Source organism: Streptomyces sp. ATLC9 (assembly GCF_057196705.1).
The window spans coordinates 12892-34779 of record NZ_JBXUOY010000019.1 but is presented as its reverse complement, the minus strand read 5'-3'; the positions used below and the strand labels follow the sequence as shown (position 1 = coordinate 34779).

The 21888-nt window shown below is 73.6% G+C and carries 18 protein-coding genes; 16 read left to right on the top strand and 2 right to left on the bottom strand.

All coding sequences use genetic code 11. The features are described 5' to 3' along the window. Nucleotides 1-92 precede the first annotated feature (92 nt). From AC2CJA_RS04010 to AC2CJA_RS03955, 12 genes are read left to right on the top strand one after another with little or no spacing between them, the layout of a single operon-like run. Nucleotides 93-1325 carry an O-antigen ligase domain-containing protein gene (locus AC2CJA_RS04010; RefSeq protein ID WP_484601252.1) on the top strand — a complete coding sequence of 411 codons (1233 nt, stop codon included), beginning with the start codon at nucleotides 93-95 and terminating at the stop codon, nucleotides 1323-1325. 2 nt (nucleotides 1326-1327) lie between these two features. Further along, nucleotides 1328-2608 carry a glycosyltransferase gene (locus AC2CJA_RS04005; protein WP_484601251.1) on the top strand — a complete coding sequence of 427 codons (1281 nt, stop codon included), beginning with the start codon at nucleotides 1328-1330 and terminating at the stop codon, nucleotides 2606-2608. After that, on the top strand, nucleotides 2605-3840 hold the full coding sequence (locus tag AC2CJA_RS04000) for a class I SAM-dependent methyltransferase (RefSeq protein WP_484601250.1): 1236 nt from the start codon (nucleotides 2605-2607) through the stop codon (nucleotides 3838-3840). Before AC2CJA_RS04005 ends, AC2CJA_RS04000 begins: the two co-directional genes overlap by 4 nt. Further along, nucleotides 3837-4631, top strand: coding sequence for a sugar phosphate nucleotidyltransferase (locus AC2CJA_RS03995; protein ID WP_484601249.1), 795 nt, complete (start codon nucleotides 3837-3839; stop codon nucleotides 4629-4631). Before AC2CJA_RS04000 ends, AC2CJA_RS03995 begins: the two co-directional genes overlap by 4 nt. Then, nucleotides 4628-5275, top strand: coding sequence for a PIG-L deacetylase family protein (locus AC2CJA_RS03990; RefSeq protein WP_484601248.1), 648 nt, complete (start codon nucleotides 4628-4630; stop codon nucleotides 5273-5275). The genes AC2CJA_RS03995 and AC2CJA_RS03990 overlap by 4 nt, the downstream gene beginning before the upstream one ends. Nucleotides 5276-5278: 3 nt before the next feature. Further along, nucleotides 5279-6313 carry an NAD-dependent epimerase/dehydratase family protein gene (locus tag AC2CJA_RS03985; RefSeq protein WP_484601247.1) on the top strand — a complete coding sequence of 345 codons (1035 nt, stop codon included), beginning with the start codon at nucleotides 5279-5281 and terminating at the stop codon, nucleotides 6311-6313. Next, entirely contained in the window at nucleotides 6301-7584 is a 1284-nt protein-coding gene (locus tag AC2CJA_RS03980; RefSeq protein ID WP_484601246.1) for a DUF4910 domain-containing protein, read from the top strand. Before AC2CJA_RS03985 ends, AC2CJA_RS03980 begins: the two co-directional genes overlap by 13 nt. 5 nt (nucleotides 7585-7589) lie before the next feature. Next, nucleotides 7590-8885: a hypothetical protein gene (locus tag AC2CJA_RS03975; protein WP_484601245.1), complete on the top strand. Its 1296-nt coding sequence runs from the start codon at nucleotides 7590-7592 to the stop codon at nucleotides 8883-8885. Beyond that, nucleotides 8882-9829 carry a glycosyltransferase family 2 protein gene (locus tag AC2CJA_RS03970; protein WP_484601244.1) on the top strand — a complete coding sequence of 316 codons (948 nt, stop codon included), beginning with the start codon at nucleotides 8882-8884 and terminating at the stop codon, nucleotides 9827-9829. Before AC2CJA_RS03975 ends, AC2CJA_RS03970 begins: the two co-directional genes overlap by 4 nt. After that, a complete protein-coding gene (locus AC2CJA_RS03965; RefSeq protein WP_484601243.1) occupies nucleotides 9826-11043 on the top strand; it encodes a polysaccharide pyruvyl transferase family protein in 1218 nt (405 codons plus the stop codon). Before AC2CJA_RS03970 ends, AC2CJA_RS03965 begins: the two co-directional genes overlap by 4 nt. Beyond that, a complete protein-coding gene (rfbC, locus tag AC2CJA_RS03960; protein WP_484601242.1) occupies nucleotides 11040-11591 on the top strand; it encodes a dTDP-4-dehydrorhamnose 3,5-epimerase in 552 nt (183 codons plus the stop codon). The genes AC2CJA_RS03965 and rfbC overlap by 4 nt, the downstream gene beginning before the upstream one ends. 7 nt (nucleotides 11592-11598) lie before the next feature. Further along, on the top strand, nucleotides 11599-12924 hold the full coding sequence (locus AC2CJA_RS03955) for a glutamate-1-semialdehyde 2,1-aminomutase (protein ID WP_484601241.1): 1326 nt from the start codon (nucleotides 11599-11601) through the stop codon (nucleotides 12922-12924). Nucleotides 12925-12936: 12 nt separating this feature from the next. On the opposite strand, the gene AC2CJA_RS03950 is transcribed toward AC2CJA_RS03955, so the two are convergent. Continuing rightward, on the bottom strand, nucleotides 12937-13614 hold the full coding sequence (locus AC2CJA_RS03950; protein WP_484601240.1) for a phosphatase PAP2 family protein: 678 nt from the start codon (nucleotides 13612-13614) through the stop codon (nucleotides 12937-12939). 482 nt (nucleotides 13615-14096) lie between these two features. On the opposite strand from AC2CJA_RS03950, the gene AC2CJA_RS03945 reads away from it, so the two are divergent. Both AC2CJA_RS03945 and AC2CJA_RS03940 read left to right on the top strand, forming a co-directional pair. Next, nucleotides 14097-14711 (top strand): TetR family transcriptional regulator, encoded by a 615-nt coding sequence (locus AC2CJA_RS03945; RefSeq protein ID WP_484601239.1) that lies wholly within the window; start codon nucleotides 14097-14099, stop codon nucleotides 14709-14711. Nucleotides 14712-15361: 650 nt separating this feature from the next. Further along, nucleotides 15362-16012 (top strand): ScbR family autoregulator-binding transcription factor, encoded by a 651-nt coding sequence (locus AC2CJA_RS03940; RefSeq protein ID WP_484601238.1) that lies wholly within the window; start codon nucleotides 15362-15364, stop codon nucleotides 16010-16012. A 69-nt stretch (nucleotides 16013-16081) separates the two neighbouring features. On the opposite strand, the gene AC2CJA_RS03935 is transcribed toward AC2CJA_RS03940, so the two are convergent. Next, a complete protein-coding gene (locus AC2CJA_RS03935) occupies nucleotides 16082-19519 on the bottom strand; it encodes an AfsR/SARP family transcriptional regulator (RefSeq protein ID WP_484601237.1) in 3438 nt (1145 codons plus the stop codon). A 151-nt stretch (nucleotides 19520-19670) separates the two neighbouring features. Here AC2CJA_RS03935 and AC2CJA_RS03930 point away from each other — a divergent pair, with 151 nt between their 5' ends. Together AC2CJA_RS03930 and AC2CJA_RS03925 are read left to right on the top strand one after the other, a co-directional pair. Then, nucleotides 19671-20204, top strand: a complete 534-nt coding sequence (locus AC2CJA_RS03930) for an SDR family oxidoreductase (protein WP_484601236.1) — start codon at nucleotides 19671-19673, stop codon at nucleotides 20202-20204. Nucleotides 20205-20259: 55 nt separating this feature from the next. Continuing rightward, nucleotides 20260-21504, top strand: coding sequence for an MFS transporter (locus AC2CJA_RS03925; protein WP_484601235.1), 1245 nt, complete (start codon nucleotides 20260-20262; stop codon nucleotides 21502-21504). Nucleotides 21505-21888 lie beyond the last annotated feature (384 nt).

Here is a 21888-nt window from a genome sequence, read left to right as displayed (position 1 = left end):
GCACCGGCCCCGCCGGCGGCGGCCGGCCGCGGGAGCGCGCCGTACCGGCGGGACGCGGGCGGCGTCCGGCCCGCACGGGGGCGGTGGCCGGGATGAACGCGAATCGCACGCCGAGGACCGTCGGGACGGTCTGGGGGCTGCTGATCCTCAACACGCTCGGCTCCGCCGGGGCGGAGACCGTCATCCCGCTGCCCCGCTCCCTCATCCAGATGGTCACCATGGGTGCGCTGGCCGCCGCGTTCGTGCTGGCGCTCGCGATCAACCCCCGGGTGCGCATCCGGCCGAACGCCTTCGTGTTCCTGCTCACCCTGCTGCTGGTGCCGAGCGTGGTCTCCAGCGCGGACCTGGGGGCCGGGTTCGGGGCGCTCTTCCGCTGTGCCCGGCTGGCTCTCTTCGTCAGCACGCTGTGGCTGCTCAGCCGCTGGTGGGACGGGAGCCCCACGTTCGTCCGCCACCACATCCGGATGTACTTCGCGGTCCTCGGGTCGGTGGTCGCCGGCGCGGTCGTCTCGCCGGGCGCCGCCATGCCCGAGCTCTACGGCGGACGGCTGGTCGGCGCCCTGTGGCCGCTCACCCCGCCGCAGATCGGGCAGTACGCCGCGGTGATCACGGGGCTGGCCGTGCTGCTCGTCCTGGGCCGCCGAACCGGCAGGGGCAGCGCGGCGGTCGTCATCGTGCCGGCGCTCGTCGTGCTCATGCTGACCCATACCCGGACGGCCACGCTCGGCCTGCTCGTCGGGCTGGCGTTGGCGGTCGGCTCGCTCACCCTGACCAGCACCGCCGCCCGCCGGTTCTTCACCTGGGTGGTGCTGTGCACCACCGTGGCCGCGGTGGGGTTCGGTTCCGTGCTCCAGGCGTGGTTCCTGCGCGGGCAGAGCCAGGAGAACTTCACCAGCCTCACCGGACGGGCCAAGGTCTGGGACGCCCTGCTGGCGGCGCCCAGGACCGCGTCGGAGCAGCTGTTCGGCACGGGTCTGGGCGACAAGTCCTTCGGCGGGCTGCCGATCGACAACAGCTGGCTGGCCGTCTACCACGAGCAGGGTCTGACCGGTGTCGCCCTGGTGGCGGCGGTCATCGTCGTGCTGGGCGGCGTCGCGCTGCTGCGGCCGCCGTCGCTGTCGAGGGCCTGCGCGATCTTCCTGATCGGCTACTGCGCGATCGCGTCGTACACCGAGGCCGGACTGGGCGACGCCTCGCCGTACCTGCTGCATCTGGCCGTGGCCGCCTCGCTGCTGACGCCGCCCGCCGCGACCGCCCCTTCCCCGACCACCGAAGTACCTCGACGACGCGCTCCGGGATCGGCCCGGACATCGGAGGTGATCTGAGCATGCACGTCCTGGTGGTGCACAACCGCTACGCCTCGGCGCAGCCGAGCGGGGAGAACAAGGTCGTCGACCAGGAGGTGGAGCTGCTGCGCGGGGCCGGCCACCGGGTCGGGGTGTTCGAGCGGCGCAGCGACGACATCGCCGCCCGCTCCCTGCCGGCCAAGGCCGTGCTGCCGCTGCTGGTGCCGTGGAACCCGGCGGTCCGCGCGGAGCTCGCCGACCGGCTCCGCGCCGAGAGGCCGGACGTGGTGCACGTCCACAACGTCTTCCCGCTCCTGTCGCCGGCTGTGCTGGCCGCCTGCGCCGACGCCGGTGTGCCCGCCGTCGCCACGCTGCACAACTACACCCAGGTATGCCCGCCCGGCACGCTGCAGCGGGACGGGCGGCCGTGCGCCGAGTGCGTCGGGACCGCGCCACTGCCCGCCGTCCGGCACGGCTGCTACCGGGGCTCCCGGCTGGCGACGGTCCCGCTCGCGGTCAGCCTGTCGGTCAACAGGCGGCGGTGGTGGTCGGGCGTGGAGCGGTTCTTCTGCATCTCCGCGGCGCAGCGCGACGTCCTGGTGCGGGCCGGCATGCCGCCCGGGCGGCTGGCGGTCAAGCACAACTTCGTGCCCGACCCCGGTCCCGGCGCCCGCCGGGCGGGCGCCGGGGAGCATCTGCTCTATCTCGGCCGGCTCGCGGAGGCCAAGGGTGTGCGGCTGCTCATGGCCGCCTGGGACGAACTCGCCGCCGGCGGCGGTGTGGGCGTACCGCTCGTGATCGCCGGCACGGGGCCGCTGGAGCGGGAGGTGGCCGCCTGGGCGGCGGGCCGGGACGACGTGCGCTACGCCGGCCTGTACGACACGGCTCAGTGCCGGCGGGCCATCGCGCGGTCGGTCGCCGTGGTGGCCCCCTCCACCTGGCTGGAGGCGTTCGGCCTGGTGGTCGTGGAGGCGATGGCGGCGGGGGTCCCGGCCGTCGCCGCCGGTCACGGCGCCTTCGTCGAACTCGTCGAGGACGGGGTGACCGGGCTGCTGCACCGGCCGGGCGAGTCCGCCTCGCTCGCGTCCTGCCTGCGCCGGGTGACGGCCGGTCCGGCCCTGGGCCGGGAGATGGGCCGGGCGGCCCGGCTCCGCTACGAGCAGGGCTTCAGCCCGGCCGTCGGGCTGGAGCGCCTGGTGGATGGATACCGCACCGCGATCGCGGGTCGGTCCGGCGGCGGGGACGACCCGCCGCCGGCAGGGAACGACAGCACTGGCTCGCGACGGGTGCGCCCGCGCGAGCGGGATGGGGGCAGTAGATGACACGATGCCGACTCTGCGGCTCGGCGGCGCTGGCGAGCGTGGTCGACCTCGGGGCGACTCCGCCGTGCGAGAGCTTCCTCGCCGCGGACCAGCTGGACCGGCCGGAGCCGACCTACCCGCTGCACCTGCGGGTCTGCACCGACTGCTGGCTCGCGCAGATCCCTCCGCTGATCACGCCGGAGGAGACCTTCACGCAGTACGCGTACTTCTCCTCCTACTCGACCTCCTGGGTGGAGCACGCGCGCACCTTCGTCACCGGCGCCGTGCGGCGGCTGGGCCTCGGCCACGACTCCTTCGTGGTCGAGGTCGCGAGCAACGACGGGTACCTGCTGAGGCACCTGGTGGACCGCGGGATCCGCTGCCTGGGCATCGAGCCCTCGGTGAACGTCGGCGCCGCGGCGCGGGAGGCGGGCGTGCCCACCCTCACGGAGTTCCTGGACCCGGCCACCGGCTCGGCCGTCCGCTCCGAGCACGGCCCGGCGGACCTGGTGGTGGCCAACAACGTGTACGCGCACATCCCCGACGTGGTCGGGTTCACACGGGGACTGCGCGCCCTGGTCGCCGACGACGGCTGGGTCTCCATCGAGGTGCAGCACCTGCTGACCCTGATCGAGGAGAACCAGTACGACACGATCTACCACGAGCACTTCCAGTACTACACGGTCGCGTCCGCGGCCCGGGCGCTGGCCAGCGGGGGGCTCGCACTCGTGGACGTCGAGCTGCTGCCGACGCACGGCGGTTCCGTCCGGCTGTGGGCCCGGCCGGCCGAGGTGGCCGGCGAGCCGGGCCGGAGGGTGGCCGAGGTGCTGGACCGGGAGAAGGCCGCCGGGCTGCGGGAGCTGTCGGGGTACACCGAGTTCTCCGCCCGGGTGGCCAGGGTCCGCCGGGACCTGCTGCGGTTCCTCGTCGAGGCGGCCGAGCGCGGCGAGACGGTCGTCGGCTACGGCGCCCCGGGCAAGGGCAACACCCTGCTCAACCACTGCGGTATCCGGCCCGACCTGCTCCCCTACACGGTCGACCGCAACCCCTACAAGCACGGCAGGTTCACCCCGGGCACCCGCATCCCGGTCCTGCCGCCCGAGCGGATAGCCGAGGACCGGCCGGACTACGTCCTCGTCCTCCCCTGGAACCTGCGGGAGGAGCTGGTCGAGCAGCTGTCCTTCGTGCACGACTGGGGCGGCCGGCTGGTCTTCCCCATACCGGAACTGAGCATTGTCGAGGTCAAGCGATGAAGGTCGTACTGTTCTGCGGCGGTTACGGGATGCGGATGCGCAACGGCACCGCGGACGACGTGCCCAAGCCGATGGCGATGGTCGGCCCGCGGCCGCTGATCTGGCACGTCATGCGCTACTACGCGCACTTCGGGCACACGGAGTTCATCCTGTGCCTCGGCTACGGGGCCCACCACATCAAGGACTTCTTCCTCAACTACGAGGAGACGACGTCCAACGACTTCGTGCTGCGCGGCGGACGCACCGAGCTGCTGTCCACCGACATCTCCGACTGGACGATCACGTTCGCGCAGACCGGTATCGAGTCACCGATCGGGGAGCGGCTGCGCCGGGTGCGGCACCACCTGGACGGCGACGAGATGTTCCTGGCCAACTACGCCGACGTGCTCACCGACGCCCCGCTGCCGGAGATGATCGAGAAGTTCGCCCGGCGCGGCGCGGGCGCGTCGATGATGGTGGTGCCGCCGCAGTCCTCCTTCCACTGCGTGGACCTGGGCGACGACGGCCTGGTGGGCGGCATCACCCCGGTGAGCGAACTGCCGCTGTGGGAGAACGGCGGCTACTTCGTGCTCCGCCAGGAGGTCTTCGACCACATTCCGGAGAACGGGGACCTGGTCGCCGACGGGTGCGCCCGGCTGGCCAAGCGCGGCCGGCTGGTGGCGCACCAGCACCGCGGCTTCTGGAAGCCGACCGACACCGTCAAGGAGCGGGCCGCGCTCGACGAGGCCTACGCCCGGGGCGACCGGCCGTGGGCCGTGTGGGAGCAGGGCGGCGCGGGGGTGAGCGCGTGATCCGGCTCGGCGCCGGACGCCCGGAGCGGATCGCCGCGGTGGGCGCGCACTGCGACGACATCGCCATCGGCGCCGGCGGCACCCTGCTGACGCTGTGCCGCGCGCGGCCGGGCGTCCGCGTCGACGCGCTGGTGCTCTCCGGCGGCGGCGGCGAGCGGGAGGAGGAGGAGCGGGCCGCGCTCACCGCCTTCTGCCCCGGCGCCGACCTGCGGCTGACCGTGCTCAAACTGCCGGACGGCCGGGTGCCGGCGCACTGGGAGGAGGCCAAGGCCGCGGTCGAGGAGCTGCGTGGGCGGACCGAGCCGGATCTCGTTCTGGCCCCGCGCGCCGAGGACGCGCACCAGGACCACCGCGGCCTGGCGCGGCTGGTGCCCACCGCGTTCCGCGACCACCTCGTACTCGGCTACGAGATCGTCAAGTGGGACGGCGACCTCGGCCGTCCGACCGCGTACCAGCCGCTGTCGCCCCGGATCGCCGAACAGAAGGTGCGGCTGCTGCAGGAGCACTACCCCTCGCAGCGGCACCGGCCCTGGTACGACCGGGAGGCGTTCCTCGGCCTCGCGCGGATCCGCGGCATCGAATGCCACGAACGCTACGCCGAGGCGTTCGCCGTCACAAAAATCACTCTCGACCTGGGGGAATGAACCTTGCGCGTACTGCTGACCGGACACCAGGGCTACCTGGGGACCGTGATGGCCCCGGTCCTCACGGCCGCGGGCCACGAGGTCGTCGGGCTGGACTCCGGCCTGTTCGCCGACTGCGTGCTGGGCCCGCCGCCCGCCGACCCGCCGGGCCGGAGGGTGGACCTGCGTGACGTCACGGCCGAACACGTGGCCGGGGTGGACGCCGTGATCCACCTGGCCGCCCTGTCCAACGACCCGCTGGGCGCCCTGGCGCCGGAGCTCACCTACGACATCAACCACCACGCGTCCGTGCGGCTGGCCCGGCTGGCCCGCGACGCCGGAGTGCGGCGCTTCCTGTACGCCTCGACCTGCTCGGTCTACGGCGCCGCCGGCGGCGGCGCGCCGGCGGACCTGGTGGCCGAGGACGCCCCGCTGCGCCCGGTGACGCCGTACGCGGAGTCCAAGGTGCGGGTGGAGGACGACCTGCACGAGCTGGCCGACGGCGACTTCAGCCCGGTGTACATGCGCAACGCCACCGCCTTCGGCCACTCGCCCCGGCTGCGCGCCGACATCGTGCTGAACAACCTGGTGGGCCACGCGCTGCTGTCCGGCGAGGTGCTGGTGCTCTCCGACGGCACCCCCTGGCGTCCGCTGGTGCACGCCGCCGACATCGCACGGGCCTTCGCCGCCGCGCTGGCCGCACCGCGGGAGTCGGTGCACGACCGGGCGTTCAACATCGGCAGCGAGACCAACAACGTCACGGTCGCCGAGATCGCCGCTCAGGTCGCCGAGGCGGTGCCCGGCTCGCGGGTGGTGATCACCGGGGAGACCGGCGCCGATCCGCGCTCCTACCGGGTGGACTTCTCCCGGTTCCGCGCCGCGGTGCCCGGTTTCGAGTGCGAGTGGACGGTGAAGCGTGGCGCGCTCGAACTCGCCGACGCCTACCGGAAGTACGGGCTGACCCGGGAGTCCTTCGAGCAGCGCTTCACCCGGCTGGCCGTGCTGCGCGCGGCGTCCGGCGCCGGCACCGTCGACGACACCCTGCGGTGGCACCGGTGACCGCGGCCGGGGAGGAGATGTACGCGCTGGTGGAGCGGTTGTACCCGCTGTGCCGGAGCATCACCGGCGACGGTGTGCGCGCCACCTTGGAGATCGTCGGCGAGTACGTCCCGCTGCGGGTGCACGAGGTACCGACCGGGACTCGGGTCCTGGACTGGACGGTGCCGCAGGAGTGGAACATCCGGGACGCCTACATCGCCGACGGCGCCGGCAACCGGGTCGTCGACTTCGCCGCGTCCAGCCTGCACGTGCTCGGCTACAGCGTGCCGGTGGCGGCGACCATGCCGCTGGCCGAGCTGCGCGCACACCTGCACACCCTGCCGGACCACCCGTCCTGGGTGCCGTACCGCACCAGTTACTACAAGCCGGACTGGGGGTTCTGCCTGGCCCAGGAGACCCTGGACGCGATGCCGGAGGGCGAGTACGAGGTGCGCATCGACTCCACGCTCGCCGACGGCCACCTCACCTACGCCGAGCACGTGGTCCCCGGGCAGGTCCCCGACGAGGTGATCGTCTCCTGCCACGTCTGCCACCCCTCGCTGGCCAACGACAACCTGGCCGGCGTCGCGGTGGCCACGTTCCTGGCCCGGGCACTGGCGGAGCACACGCCGTACTACACCTACCGGTTCCTGTTCGCGCCCGGCACCATCGGGGCGATCACCTGGCTGGCCCGCAACGCGGAGCGGGTGGAACGGGTCAGGCACGGGCTGGTGCTGGCCTGCGCCGGCGACCCGGGGCCACTGACGTACAAGCGGAGCAGACGCGGCGACGCGGAGATCGACCGGGTGATGGGGCACGTGCTGGCCGCCTCCGAACGACCGCACCGCGTCGTCGAGTTCACTCCGTACGGCTACGACGAGCGGCAGTTCTGCTCGCCCGGGTTCGATCTCGGTGTGGGCTCGCTCAGCCGGACCCCGTACGCCGGCTACCCCGAGTACCACACCTCGGCGGACGACCTGGACTTCGTCTCCCCCCGGGCGATGGCCGACACCCTCGCCCTGTGCCGCGAGGCGTTCGCCGTGCTGGACCGCAACCGTCGGTACGTCAATCTCAGCCCCCACGGCGAGCCGCAGCTGGGCCGGCGCGGGCTGTACGACTCGCTCGGCGGCCGCAGCGACGCCAAGCAGGCCCAGATGGCCATGCTCTGGGTGCTCAGCCTCTCCGACGGCGAGCACAGTCTGCTGGACGTCTCCGAGCGGTCCGGGCTGCCGTTCGAGACCGTCGCCGCCGCGGCCGACGCCCTGCACGGCGCCGGGCTGGTCAAGGGGTGACGCCGATGACCACCGAGGAGGAGGCGGCCCCGGGCGCGGCAGCCCGGCGGACCGCCCGGCGGGCCGTCGCCGGGCGGCTGTCCTGGGGACTGGCCGACCAGGCGGCCTCCAGCCTGTCCAACTTCGCGGTGGGCATCTACGTGGCACGCTCGCTGGGACTCACCGCGTTCGGTGTGTTCAGTCTGGCCTGGGTGACCTACGGCGTGGTGCTCAACGTCTCCCGCGGGCTGGCCACCGACCCGCTCGTGGTGCGTTTCAGCGGCGTGCCGGAGGCGTCCTGGCGCGGGGCGGTGGCCCGGTCGTCGGGTACCGCGCTCTGGGTCGGTGCCGGTATCGGTACGGCGTGCCTGGTCGCCGGGCTGAGCATCGGCGGCCAGGTGGGGGCCGCGTTCGCCGGTCTCGGCCTCGTGCTGCCGGGGCTGCTGCTGCAGGACGCCTGGCGGTACGCGTTCTTCGCCGCCGGCACCGGCCGGAAGGCGTTCGTCAACGACGTCGTGTGGGGCGTCGCGCTCGTCCCGGCCATGGTGGTGGCGGCCCGGGTCGGCAGCGTGACCGCCTTCCTGCTCGCCTGGGGCGGTTCCGCCGCGGTGGCCGCGGGGTACGGCTGCCTCCAGTCCGGCGTCCTGCCCCGGCCGGCCGGGGCGCGCGCGTGGCACCGCGACCACCGTGACCTCGGCCACCGGTACCTGGTCGAGAACGTCGGCGTCAGCGGGTCGAGCCAGTTGCGGGCGTACGGGCTCGGCGCGATCGCCGGGGTCGGCGCGGTGGGGGTGATCCGGGGCGCCGAGCTGCTGCTCGGCCCGTTCCTCGCCGTGCTGATGGGACTGTCCCTGGTCACCGTCGCCGAGGCGGCGCGGGTGCTGCGGCAGGCCCCGCGGCGGCTCGGGGCGTTCTGCCTGCTCCTCGGCGGCGGGCAGGCCGTCGGCGCGCTGCTGTGGGGCGCGGCGCTGCTGCTGGTGCCGGACCGGCTCGGCGGGCTCGTCCTCGGTGACGTCTGGCCCGCCGCCTCGGAGATCATCGTGCCGGTCACGCTCGGCGTCGCGGGCGCCGGCCTCGGCACCGGTGCGGCGGCCGGGCTCCGCGCACTCGCCGCGGCCCGGCGCAGCCTGCGCTGCCAGATGTTCGCCTCCGCCTGCTACGTCGTCGGCGGGATCGGCGGGGCGGCCGTGGCCGGCACGGCCGGCTCGGCCTGGGGCGTCGCCGCCGCGGCCGCCTGCGGCTCGGCCGTGTGGTGGCTCCAGCTCCGGTCCGCCCTGCGCGAGCATCACCCCATCCCCATCCCCGAAGTGAGGACACCGTGACCACCCATCCCCGGCTGAGTATCGGCCTGCCCGTGTACAACGGCGAGGAGTACCTCGCCGAGGCGCTCGACGCCCTGCTCGGCCAGACCTACGAGGACTTCGAGCTGGTCGTCTCCGACAACGCCTCGACCGACGGGACGCGGGACATCTGCCGGAAGTACGCCGCGCGGGACTCCCGCGTCCGGTACCTCCGGCTGACCCGGAACATCGGCGCCGCGCCGAACCACAACCACGTGTTCACCCAGTGCCGCGGCGAACTGTTCAAATGGGCCTCGCACGACGACCTGTACGCCCGCGACCTGCTGCGGCGCTGCGTGGATGCGCTGGACGAACGGCCGGACGCGATCCTCGCGCACAGCGGCCAGGCGGTGATCGACGGCGACGGCCGGGTGAAGGTTCCCTACGAGTACGGGCTGGCCACCGACTCGCCGTACGCGCCGGAGCGCTTCCGCAGCCTGCTGTTCGAGCCCGGCGGCGACGACTTCTACGGGGTGATGCGGGCCGACGTGCTGCGCCGGGTGAAGCCGCACGGCAGCTACCACCACGCGGACCGCGTGTTCGTCGCCGAGATCACCCTGCACGGACCCTTCCACCAGGTGCCGGAGCTGCTGTACTTCCGCCGCGACCACCCCACCCGCGCCGAGCGGGCGAACCCCTCCAAGCGTTCCCGGTGCGTCAACCTGGACCCGCGCCGGGCGGGCCCGCTGCACCCGACGCCCCGGCTGCTCGCCGAGTACGTCTGGGGCTTCGTCGCCGCGGTCCGGCGGGCGCCGTTGTCCCCGGCCGACCGGCGCGCCTGCTACCGCCACCTGGCCGCGTGGGCGACCAGCCGGGTCCGGCCGGGCGCCGGCGAGCGGGTCGAGGACCGCGCCCCGGTCGACCCGGACCGGCTCGCCGTCTCCGTCGACGCACTCGTCGCCGGCCGCGAGGGGAGGAAGGCGTGAGGCCCCCGCGGGTAGGGGTGTTCGGCCTGCTCGGCTCGGGCAACATCGGCAACGACGGGTCGCTCGAGGCCGTGCTCGGATACCTCCGCGCCGAGCATCCGGAGGCGGCCGTGGACGCGATGTGCGGCGGCCCCGAGATCGTCACGGCCCGGTACGGGATCCCCGCGACGCGGCTGCACTGGTACCGCGGCGAGTACCGGACCGCGTCACGTGCGGCCGCGATCGCGGCCAAGGGGCTGGGCAAACTCGTCGATGCCGTCCGCACCGCCGCCTGGGCGCGCCGGCACGACGTGGTGATCGTGCCGGGCATGGGCGTGCTGGAGACCACGCTGCCGCTGCGGCCGTGGGGTTTCCCGTACTCGCTGTTCCTGCTCTGCGCGACCGGCCGGCTGCTGCGCACCCGGGTCGCGCTCGTCAGCGTCGGCGCCGGCACGATCGGCGACCGGCCGACCCGGGCCCTGACGCGCTGGTCCACGCGGCTGGCCGCGTACCGGTCGTACCGGGACACCGTGTCCCGCGACGCGATGCGGGCGATGGGCGTGGACACCGGGCGCGACGAGGTCTACGAGGACCTGGCGTTCGCCCTGCCGACACCGGCGGCGAGCGTGCCCTCGGGCCCGTCCGGCCTGGTCTGCGTCGGCGTCATGGACTTCCACGGGAGCAACGACGAGCGCGACCGGGCCGGGGAGATCCACCGGCGCTACCTCGACGGGACGACCCGTTTCGTCCGCGCGCTGGTCGAGGGCGGCAGGCCCGTCCGGCTGGTCACCGGTGACGAACTCGACCGGCCGGTGGTCGACGCGATCATCGACGCGGTGGACTCGCCGCTGGTCAGCGCCGCCGAGACGGCCTCGCAGGCCGAGCTGATGAAGGAGATGTCGGCCGCCGACACCGTGGTGGCGACCCGATACCACAACCTGGTCTGCGCGCTGAAGACCGGCACACCGACCCTCGCACTCAGTTACTCGGCGAAGAGCGACGCGCTCATGGCCCGGATGGGGCTGGGTCCGTACTGCCATCCGGCCCGCGAAACCGATGCCGACCGGCTGCTCGAACAGTTCCACGAGCTGGAACGGCGGTCGGCGGAGCTGCGGCGCACCCTCACCGAGCGGAACCTGGACGCCGTCCGGCGCGTCGAGCGGCAGTTCGCCGCCCTGAACTCGGCCCTGTTCCCGGCATCCGACCCCACCCACGTTGCGAAAGAGGTTCCATGAAGGCGACCGAAGTCCCGGAGATCACCGGGGCGTACCTGTTCGAGCCGACGCCGTACGCCGACGAGCGCGGCTTCTTCTGCCGCACCTTCGACGCCGACGTGGTCCGCTCGGTGGGCCTCGACCCGGACGCCTTCGTCCAGGACAGCCTGTCCCGCTCGGTCCGGGGCGTGCTGCGCGGCCTGCATCTGCGCTCCGGCGCCGGCGAGGCCAAGCTGGTGCGGTGCTCGTACGGGAGGATCTTCGATGTCGTCGTGGACCTGCGACCCGGCTCGCCGACCTACCTGGGCCGGGCTTCCTTCGAGCTGTCCGGCGAGACGCAGACGACCCTGTACATCCCGGCGGGGTGCGCGCACGGCTTCCAGGCGCTGACCGACACCGCCGACACCTCCTACCGGATCGACCGCCCGCACGATCCGGCCGAGGACGTGACGATCGCCTTCGACGATCCGGATCTCGCCATCGACTGGCCGCTGCCGGTCACCTCGATGTCCCGGCGGGACCGGGAGGCGCCGGGACTGGCCGAGGTCCTGAAGAGCAGGGAGGTTTGAGGACACCGTGGACACCGAAGAGTTCTCACTGCCCCGGTCGCGGGCGGCGAACGAGCGGCTGCACGCCATGGTCCCCGGAGGCGCGCACACCTACGCCAAGGGCGACGACCAGTACCCCGAGAACCTGGCGCCGGTCATCAGCCACGGCCTCGGTGCCCATGTGTGGGACGTCGACGGCAACCGGTACATCGAGTACGGCTCCGGCCTGCGGTCGGTCAGCCTCGGCCACGCCCACCCGCGGGTGCTCGAGGCGGTGCGGCGGGAACTCGGCCGCGGCAGCAACTTCGTCCGGCCGTCCATCGTGGAGGTCGAGGCCGCCGAGCGCTTCCTGGCCACGGTGCCGACCGCCGAGATGGTGAAGTTCGCGAAGAACGGCTCCGACGCCACCACCGCCGCGGTGCGCCTCGCCCGCGCCGCCACCGGGCGTCCGCGGGTGGCCGTCTGCGCCGACCATCCCTTCTTCTCCGTCGACGACTGGTTCATCGGCACCACGCCGATGTCCGCCGGCGTTCCGGCGGCCACCGACGAGCTCACCGTGGCCTTCCCCTACGGGGATCTGACCGCCGCGGAGGAGCTGCTCACCCGGTACCAGGGCGAGGTCGCCTGCCTGATCCTCGAACCCGCCACCCACACCGAGCCGCCGCCCGGGTACCTCGCCGGCCTGCGCGAGCTGGCCGACCGGCACGGCTGCGTACTGGTCTTCGACGAGATGATCACCGGCTTGCGCTGGTCCGAGGCGGGCGCCCAGGGCCTGTACGGCGTCGTCCCCGACCTCTCCACGTTCGGCAAGGCGCTGGGCAACGGGTTCGCCGTCTCCGCGCTGGCCGGACGCCGCGATCTGATGGAACGCGGCGGACTGCGTCACTCCGGCGACCGGGTGTTCCTGCTGTCCACCACGCACGGTGCGGAGACACACTCCCTGGCGGCCGCGATGGCCGTGCTCACCACCTACGCCGAGGAAGGCGTCACCGCACGGCTGCACGCCCTCGGCGAGCGGCTGGCCGCCGGTGTCCGCGACGCCGCGGCCGGCATGGGCGTCGGCGAACACCTCCTCGTCCGGGGCCGGGCCAGCAATCTGGTCTTCGCCACCCTCGACGAGAACCGGCGGCCGTCGCAGCGGTACCGCACCCTGTTCCTGCGCCTGCTCCTCACGGGCGGGGTGCTGGCCCCGTCGTTCGTGGTGAGCAGCGCGCTCGGCGAGGCCGACATCGACCGCACCGTCGAGGTGGTGGCCCGGGCGTGCGCGGTGTACCGGAAGGCGCTGGACGCGGCCGACCCCACCCCCTGGCTGGCCGGGCGGCCGGTGAAGCCCGTGTTCCGCCGCCTGGCGTGACGTGATGTGACGTCAGCGGCGCTCCGTCCGGCCGGCGCCGGGCGGACGCCCGCCCAGCCGGTCGGTCGCCCGGTCGACCAGCCACGCGGTCGCCGGTGTCACCGCCAGCGCGGTGCACCAGCCGCCGACGGCGTCGGTCGGGTAGTGCGCGTCCAGGGCGACCTGCGCCCAGCCCATAGCGGCGCCGGCGACCACCGCCGCGGCGAGCACGAGCGACGCGCGCGCCGCCCCGCCGAGGCCGGGCCGGCCGGCCGCGAGCAGCGCCACCACCAGGGCGAGAGCGGTGAGGAAGGCGGTGTGCCCGCTGGGGTAGGACAGGTGCCCGTCGTGGATGGTGCGTCCCACCAGGGGCTTGAGCAGCTTCGTCGCCCCCACGGTCATGCCGGTGGCGGCCACGGTGAGCACCGCCGCGCGGGGACGCCGTAGCAGCAGACAGCCCGTCACGGTGGCCGCGACCAGCGCCGCCGCTCCCACGGGCTCCCCCAGGAAGTCCGTGACCACGGCGGCGTGCCGCCACGGCTCCGCGCCGTCCACCGCCGCCCGGATCCTCGTGTCCACCCTTCCGGGCTCGCTGTCGCCGGCGTACAGGACCCCGAGCACGGCGACCGCCAGCGCGGCGAGGGCCGCGACCGGCCCGAGCCACACACGCGGCGACGGGGGCAGCACCGCCGGCGCCGGCCGGCCGATCACGCGCTCACCACGTCCTGTCCCCCAGCTTCATGCCTCCCCGCAGACCGCCCGGCCTGCCCTGCGGTGATTCCCGTTCGCCGTGCGCAGCGGTGGCTCGTGCCCCGGCGCCCGTGGGGCCACGGCCCGGCCGAGGACCGGCGGACCGACCCGCCGAATCCCGCTCCGGCCGGACGGTCCGACGCGCCTGGCACCGGTCCACCGCGCTGGCCGAGGAACGCGGTCGGACCCCACTCGCAAACCTAGCCCACAACGGGGCCGCGGCATACCGCCGTCGTGGAGCCCACCGGTCGGCACCGGGGCAGGTGCGGGAAGCGGAGTTCCCGGTGGACGGGCCGCAGGCCGGGGCCGGCCCGTCCGACCGGAGCCTCGTCGGCCGACGTCCGGCTCCCCTGCCCCTCCGGGGCACGCCGGAGATCCGGGTCCGATAAAAAATTCTCTCAGGACTGTTATTCTCGGTGACCAAGCGTTTCCGGAGGGGCGTCATGGCGAAACAGGAGAGGGCCTTCAGGACTCAGGAGAGGTTCCTGGAGGCGTCGGCCGACGAGTTCTCGCGACACGGCTACGCAGGGGCGAACCTGCAACGAATAGCAGCCCATGTCGGCATGACCAAGGGCGCCCTGTACGCCCATTTCCCCTCCAAGAGCGCCCTCGCCGTCGTGTTCACCTCCGAGTTCGACCAGGTGTGGCGAGAACTGCTGCAGGAAATAGGCGACGGTGACCCGCCACTGACGAACCTGCGCCGCATCACGGCCGGCTTCATGCACCGTATCCACACGGACATCCGGTTCCGCGCCGGCTTACGCCTCGTCTGCGAGGAGGCGTGCACCCAGGGGAGGGTCCCGGCGGTGATGGCGGACCTGTCGGCCGTGCTCACCCGGATCGTCGGCGAGGCCCAGAGGCAGAGGGAACTGACCTCCGCACAGAGTCCGGAGCTTATCAGTTCGCTGCTCCTGTCGCTGATCTTCGGCGCGTACTACACCATGCCGTCGAACGGCTCCCGCGACGGCACCGAACAGGTCTGCCAGATGCTGCAGTTGTTCTCGCGGAACACCGCGGCGCCGGCCGACCGGACCGAAGGGCCTCCCCCGGCCCACTGAGCACAGGTCCGCCGGACGACGGGTACGGCGGTTGCGGGAGAGCCCACCGCGCCGCTCCCGGGAAGGAGCCGGTCCGCCCGTTCCACCGCGGTGTCCGCCGCCCCGCGACGCACCGGGTTCCCGCCTCGATCGAGGGCGTGGCCCACCCGTCGGGTGTCGGCGCGCCGCCACGCACCCGACGTCGGCTTCCGGTCACACCGGGTATCGCACGTGCCCGACGGAACGCCCTCGGCCGCCTGTTCCCAGCGCCCGGAACCAGGGCCCGAAATGTCCGCGCGGAGCCCGTGGGCTCGTGGAACAGCGATCTCCACGGTGAACAGAGGCTCGGATCCGATATCTTGGACGCCATCGCCCGCCGCGGTCGCGCCATACGGAGCCTTCGATTTTCCGCCATTCTGACATAAGATTCCTTCCCAACGGTTTTTAATCGGACCCTGACCATGCCCGAGACCCGGGGAGAGGTAAGGCATGGATTGTTCTGCTTCCCGACGAAGGGGCGACAACGACCAGAACGCCCCGGCGTGTCCCGCGAAGCGGTGGCCGGGAGGGACGGCGCGGTGCAGGTGCGCCGGGCTGCCGGGGGCGTGCCGGACAGCCCCGGCGGACATCAGGAAACCACTACTGTGAAGAGCATCGGGATGGTAGAACGCGTGACCCCGTGGCCACCGGCTTCCCACCAGGAGAAGGCGCTCAAGCAGGAACGCGCGGTGCGGACGCGGGAGCGCGTGCTCGACGCCGCCGCCAAGGCGTTCGCCGTCAAGGGGTACCCGGCCGTCACCATCTTGGACGTGGCCCGTTCCGCGGGGATGACCAAGGGTGCGGTCTACTTCCACTACGACAACAAGGAAGCCCTCGCGGTCGCGGTGACCGACCTGTTCTACCGCCGGAGCGCGGCCATCGCGGACTCCGTCGAGGAGTTGAGGCTCCCGCCGGTCAGCTCCGTGGTCGAGCTCCTGATCCGGACGGCCGTGGCCTTCCGCGACGAGGCCGTGCTCCAGGCGGGAGCACGCCTGCAGTTGGAGCGGCAACTGATCGGCGTCCGGCTCCCGGTCCCGTACGAGGCGTACACCGACCTGATCACCTCCTGGCTGGCGAGGAAGGAGAAGACGGATTCCCGGGGCGGGCCCCCCGCCACGCTGGCCACCGTCCTGGTGTCCGCCTTCTTCGGCGCGCAGCACATCTCCTGGGTGCTCAACAACCATGCCGATCTGCCGGAGCGGACCATCGCGATTCTGCGGGCGGTCATCCCCGGAGTCGAGGAGGACATCGGCCTGTGCCCGTCCGCCCCTCCGCACTGCTGAGGGGCGGAGAGCAGGGCCGCGTGCGACCGCGCCCCGGGACGGCGTGCGGTCCGGGACCGCGGCGCGTTCTCACCCGGCCCCGCCCGCCGGCCATCCGAGTGCCGTGCAGGCATGGCGCACCGCCTCCTCCGCGGTCATCCGTGCGCCGCGCTCGAACGCTTCCGTGAAGGCGGATTCACCCAGGGTCCGCCGGGCCGCCGCCGCGATGCGGTCGACATCTCCTCGCTCGGCGGGCGGCAGCGGGGCCTCCAGGCCGCGCCGCGCCGCGTTCGCCGCTCCGAGCAGCACGGCCGAGCACGCGGCCGCGTGCTCGTGCCCGGGCAGCGCCGCCGCTCCCGCGAGGCCCTCCAGGGAGAGGGCGAGAGCGCGCGGCTCACCCAGGAAACGGGCGATGTCCAGGCCGCGCAGGTGGCAGGCCACGGACCGGTCCGCGTCGCCGCGGAGTTCGGCGACGAAGCCGAGTTCGGCAAAGAGCAAGTGGTCGCCCGCCTCCGAGGACACGTCGGCGTAGCCGTCCCGGATGCGCGTCAGGTGTGCCTCGGCTCCGTCGAGATCGCCGGAGCGGCGCGCGCCGAGCGCGAGGCCCATCTCCGAATGGATCTCACCGTACTTGTAGCCCTGTTCCACAGCGATGCGGCGTGCTCGCTCGTGCAGGTCGCGGCCCCGCTCCCAGTCCCGGGCTAGCAGCGCGAGCCGGCCGAGCCCGGACAGCCGGGCCGACACCTCCGTCTGCAGGCCCAGTTCCCGCGCTATGCCCAGCCCTTCGCGCTGACGGCGTGCCGCGTCGTCGTAGTCACCCCTGATCTCGGCGAGCGCGGCGAGTGGCGAGACGGTCTGCAACTCCCCCCAGCGGTCCCCCAGTTCGCGGAAGAGTTCAGTGCTGCGCAGGCCGTCGCGGCCGAGTTCGGCGAGGTCGCCGCGGACCAGCGCGAGTGTCGCCCGCAGACCGAGAGCGGCGGCGGTCCCCCACCGATCGCCCGCCGCGGTGAAGAGGCCGAGGGCGCGTGCGTTGAGTTGGTCGCCCGCGGCGGCCTCACCCGCGCTGAACATCCCGTACGCGCACAACCACAGGGCGCGGGCGCGGCGCACGGGGTCGGGGACGGCGTCGGCGGTCGTGTCGAGGTCCACCTCCGTTCGGTCACCGGTGAGCAGCGCGAACGCGGCGTGCAGCAGGACGGTTTCCGGCACTTTGCCCCCGGCCGCGGCCAGCACGGCCGCCAGACTGCGGCGGGCCTCGGTGATGCGCCCGCACAGCAGCCACCACCAGGACAGGGCGGTGACGAGCCTCACCGCCTCGGCGGCCCGTCCCTCGGCGGCCCGGCGGATCCCCTCGTCGAGTGCCGCGCGCAGATTGCCGGCCTCGGAATCCAGACGGGCGAGCCAGGCCCGCTGGTCCGCACCGCGCAGCCGGGGCTCGGCGCACTCGGCGAGCGCGAGGTAGTAGCGCAGATGGCGGTCGCGTACGGCGGTGAGGTCCTCCATCTCGTGCAGCCGCTCCGCCGCGTACGCGGTGACGGACTCCAGCAACCGGTAGCGGGGCCCGGTGGGGCCGTTCACGACGACCACCAGTGACCGGTCGACCAATCGCGTGACCAGGTCGAGCACTTCCTCGCGGGCGACGCCGTCACCCGCGCACGTCGCCTCGGCGGCTTCCAGGTCGCAGCCGTCGCTGTGCACCGCGAGGCGGCGCAGGACGATCCGCTCGGGTGCGCTGAGCAGTTCCCAGCTCCAGTCGATCATGGCCCGCAGGGTCTGCTGACGTGCGGGCGCGCCACGCTGCCGGGAGGTCAGCACCCGGAACCGGTCGCCGAGACGGGACGCCAGTTCCCGTACCCCCAGAGCGCGAACGCGGGTGGCGGCGAGTTCCAGGGCGAGCGGGATGCCGTCGAGGCGGCGGCAGATCTCGGCGACGGCCTCGCGGTCGGACGCCCCCAGGTCGGGGTGGAAGCCGGAGGTGGAGGCGGCGGCGCGTTCGGTGAACAGGCGTACGGCGTCGCCGGTCCGCAGGGGCTCGACCAGGAACACGGCCTCCCCCGCCAGGCCGAGCGGCTCCTGGCTGGTGGCCAGCACGCGCAGGCCGGGCGCGGTGCGCAGCAGCAGCTCGGCGAGTTCGGCGGCGGCGTCGACGACGTGCTCGCAGTTGTCCAGGACCAGCAGGACGCAGCGGTCCCGCAGGGCGGCGGCGAGACGGCGCGCGGGGGGCTGCTCCCCGGTGCCGGCGCCGGTTCCGTTGCCCGGCAGTGCGGAGGGGGTGTTCTCCCGAATGCCGAGGGTGGCGGCGACGATCTGGGCGAGGTCTGCGGAGGTTCCGGCTCGAACGCCTGCGAACTCCACGAGCCAGACCCCGTCGGGGTACCCGCCCGCCGGGGGGGGGGCCGGGCGGCGCGCGCGGCGGCGCGCTGCGCCGGCCCCCCCGCCCCCCCCGCCCCACCCCCCCCCCCCCCCCCCGCCCGCCCCCCCCCCCCCCCCCCCGCCCCCCCCCCCCCCCCCCAGGCGGGTCTTGCCGACACCACCGGGCCCGGTGAGGGTCACCAGGCGTGCGGTGTCCAGGAGCCGGGAGAGCCGGGCGAGGGCCTGGCCACGGCCGATGAGGGGAGTGAGCGGAACGGGCAGGTTCGATCCGGGGCCCGCTGCGGGCGGCGCCGGCTGCGGGCCGACCGTGCCGGACGCCGGCTCGCGGGCCGGTACGGGTGGCAGCGCGGCCGGCGCGGAAGCCGTTCCGGCCCGGACGGGGCCCGGCGCGGACCGCGCCGGGAGAAGCGGGTCCCGGCGGAGCGCCGGGTCCTGACGGAGCACCGCCTGGTGCAGCGCGCTGAGTTCGGGGCCGGGGTCGACGCCCAGTTCCCCGACCAGGTGGGCGCGCAGATCCTCGTACGACGCCAGGGCCTCGCTCTGGCGGCCCGCGAGGTAGAGCGCCCGTATCTGGACGGCGCGCAGGCGCTCCCTCATCGGGTACCGGGCCACCAGGTCGGCCAACTCCCCCGCGAGGAGCACGTGGTCTCCCGCCGCCAGACGCGCCTCGGCCTGCTCCTCCAGAACGGACAGCCTCTGTTCCGTGAGGCGGTGTGCGGGCCCACGCGCGAACTCCTCGTCGGCGAAGTCCGCGTACGCGGGGCCCCGCCACAGGCCGAGGGCTTCGGTGAGCAGCGTGGCCCGCCCGTGGGGGTCGCGCACGGGACCGGCCTCGGCCACGAGAGTCCGGAAGCGGTCGGCGTCCACCTCGTCGGCGGCCGGGTCGAGCCGCAGGCGGTAACCCGCTCCCTCTCTCACCACACGGTCTCGGCCGAGGACGCGGCGCAACTGGGAGACCTTGGCCTGGAGTGCTCCCGCCGGCTTGCCCGGCGGCCCGTCACCCCACAGGTCGTGGATGAGACGGTCCGCGGAGACCGGATTGCCGCCGTGCGCGAGCAGGTCCGCCAGCAGCGTCCGGACCTTGGCCTCGGGAACCTTGACCGCTTCCCCCTCATCGTCCCACACCGCAAGTGGCCCGAGCACCCCAAACCGCATGTGAGCAACCGTACACGCCCGCTCCCGGGGGGTGTCGTCAGTGGACCGTCAGCGGCTCCGAAGCCCGTCCGAAGCACCTTCGTCCACTCTCTTGTTCGCCGGATGACGTGGCGCTCCCGGAAGCACAGGGCGCCGGAAGGGAGCGGCGGGCATGACCAGGTACGCGGGGAGAAGGGCGGTCGTCGTCGGCCAGGCCACCGGTATCGACCTGGCCATCGCCAAGCGCCTGGTGGAGGGAGGCGCGGAGGTCCTGCTGACCGCCCGCACCCCGCGGGAGCGCGCGTACGCGAGCGCCGAGCTGGGTTCCGCCGCCCGGGTCGTCGCCCCGGCAGCCGTCGAGCACGGCCCCTGGCCGGCCGGCCACGGCGTCGACTTCGTGTTCGCCGACGCCGTGGCCACGGCGCGCCCGCTACTGCCGTACCTCAGGGACGGTGGCGGGATCGTGTTCACCGCCCCCGCCGCCGTACGCGAGCTCGCCGCCGAGCTGGCCGCCCGCGGCATCCGTGTCAACGCGGTGGTGCCGGGCTGCATCGAGGCGCCGGCGAACGGCGCCGCGCTGCTGCCACCGCTCGGTCGTCTCGGCTCCGCCGAGGAAGTGGCCCGCGCCGCGCTGTTCCTGGCGACGGACGCGACGTTCACGACCGGCGCCCGGCTCCCCGTCGACGGCGGCCTCGGCAGTCCGTGACCGCAACCCCGTTGGCAGAAGACATCCACGTTCCCCGAGACCCGGAGCACAACACATGAGCACCTCACCTGAGATCGCGGATCCCCCCGGCCCGGGCACCCGTGCCGCGCCGCCTGCGAACAGCGGGGGCGGGGAGCAGGAGAAGCTGCCTCTCTTCGCCCTGCTGGCCCTGTCCACGGCCGTCTTCATCACCAGCCTCACCGAGACCCTTCCCGCCGGCCTCCTCCCCTCGATGAGCGACAGCCTGAACGTCAGGGAGTCGGCGGCCGGCCAGACCGTCACGATCTACGCGATCGGCACCGTCCTGACCGCGATCCCCCTGAGTGCGGCCACCGCCGGCTGGCGGCGCAAGCACCTGCTGCTGACGTCGATGGCGGGCTTCGCCGTCGCCAACACCGTCACGGCCCTGTCGTCGGTCTACAGCCTGACGATGGTGGCGCGGTTCGTCGCGGGTATCGCCGCCGGTCTGGCCTGGGCCCTGCTCGTCGGATACGCCAGGCGCATGGCGCCCGTCCGCCTGCAGGGCAGGGCCATCGCCATCGCCATGGCGGGCATCCCGGTCGCACTCTCCCTCGGTGTACCCGCCGGCGCCTTCCTCGGCTCGGTGCTCGGCTGGCGCGCGGCATTCCTGTCGATGACGGCGCTCACGGTGGTGCTGCTGCTGTGGATCTTCGTGGGCGTACCCGACTACCCGGGGCAGGCGCGCGGGGAGCGGCCGAAGATGCTGGGGGCACTGCGCGTCCCCGGAGTGTCCCCCGTCCTGTTCGTCGTCCTCGTCTTCGTCCTGGCCCACACCATCCTGTACGCCTACATCGCCACGTTCGTCCACGACCTGGGCATGGGCGACGACACCGACCTGGTGCTGCTCGTCTTCGGAGGCGCCTCGCTGGTCAGCATCTGGATCGTGGGGGCGCAGATCCACCGCCGGCTGCGCTCGCTGACGGTCGCCAGCGTGCTGCTGGTCGCCGTGGCCGCCGCGCTGCTCGCGGTGGTCGCCGACAACGCGGCCCTCGTATACCTCGCCTCTGCCCTGTGGGGCCTGGGCTGGGGCGGCGTTCCCACGCTGCTGCAGACGGCCGCCGGCGACGCCGGTGGCGAGGCCGCCGACGCGGCGCAGGCGATGCTGGTGACGCTGTGGAACGTCGCCATGGCGGGCGGCGGCATCGTCGGCGGCGTCCTGCTCGACGTGATCGGCAGCGAGTCCTTCCCCTGGGCCGTGATGCTGCTCCTGGCCCCGGTGCTCGCGGTCGTCCTCATGGCGCACAAGCACGGCTTCCCCGCCAAGCGGCCCGGCGTATAGAACGGGCCCCGGGCCCCGGTCGGCGAAGTCCGGGGCCCGTCGGCCGGGGGCTCCCCCCTTCCCGGACGGAGACCGGTCCGCACCGCTTCCCCGGACAGCCGCCGAAGGCACACCGACCCCGGCCTTCGGCGGTCGCCCATGCCCGGGCGCGGAGTCCGGGGCCATGGGAACGGGCGGGGCCCGCTCCCGCCCCTCCCCCCTCCCCCGGGGGGATTCGGGTTTCCTCGGCGATGCCCCGGCGGGCGCCCTACCGGACAGTGTTCGAGCAGGTCAGGAAAGGAAATCGCGAACTCGGTCACCGGCCTGCAAATTTTTCCTTCGAGAAGGTATTTTTATTCCCCGTACAGACGGCCGTGCACCGGCTTCAGGTGCGAACGACGCGAG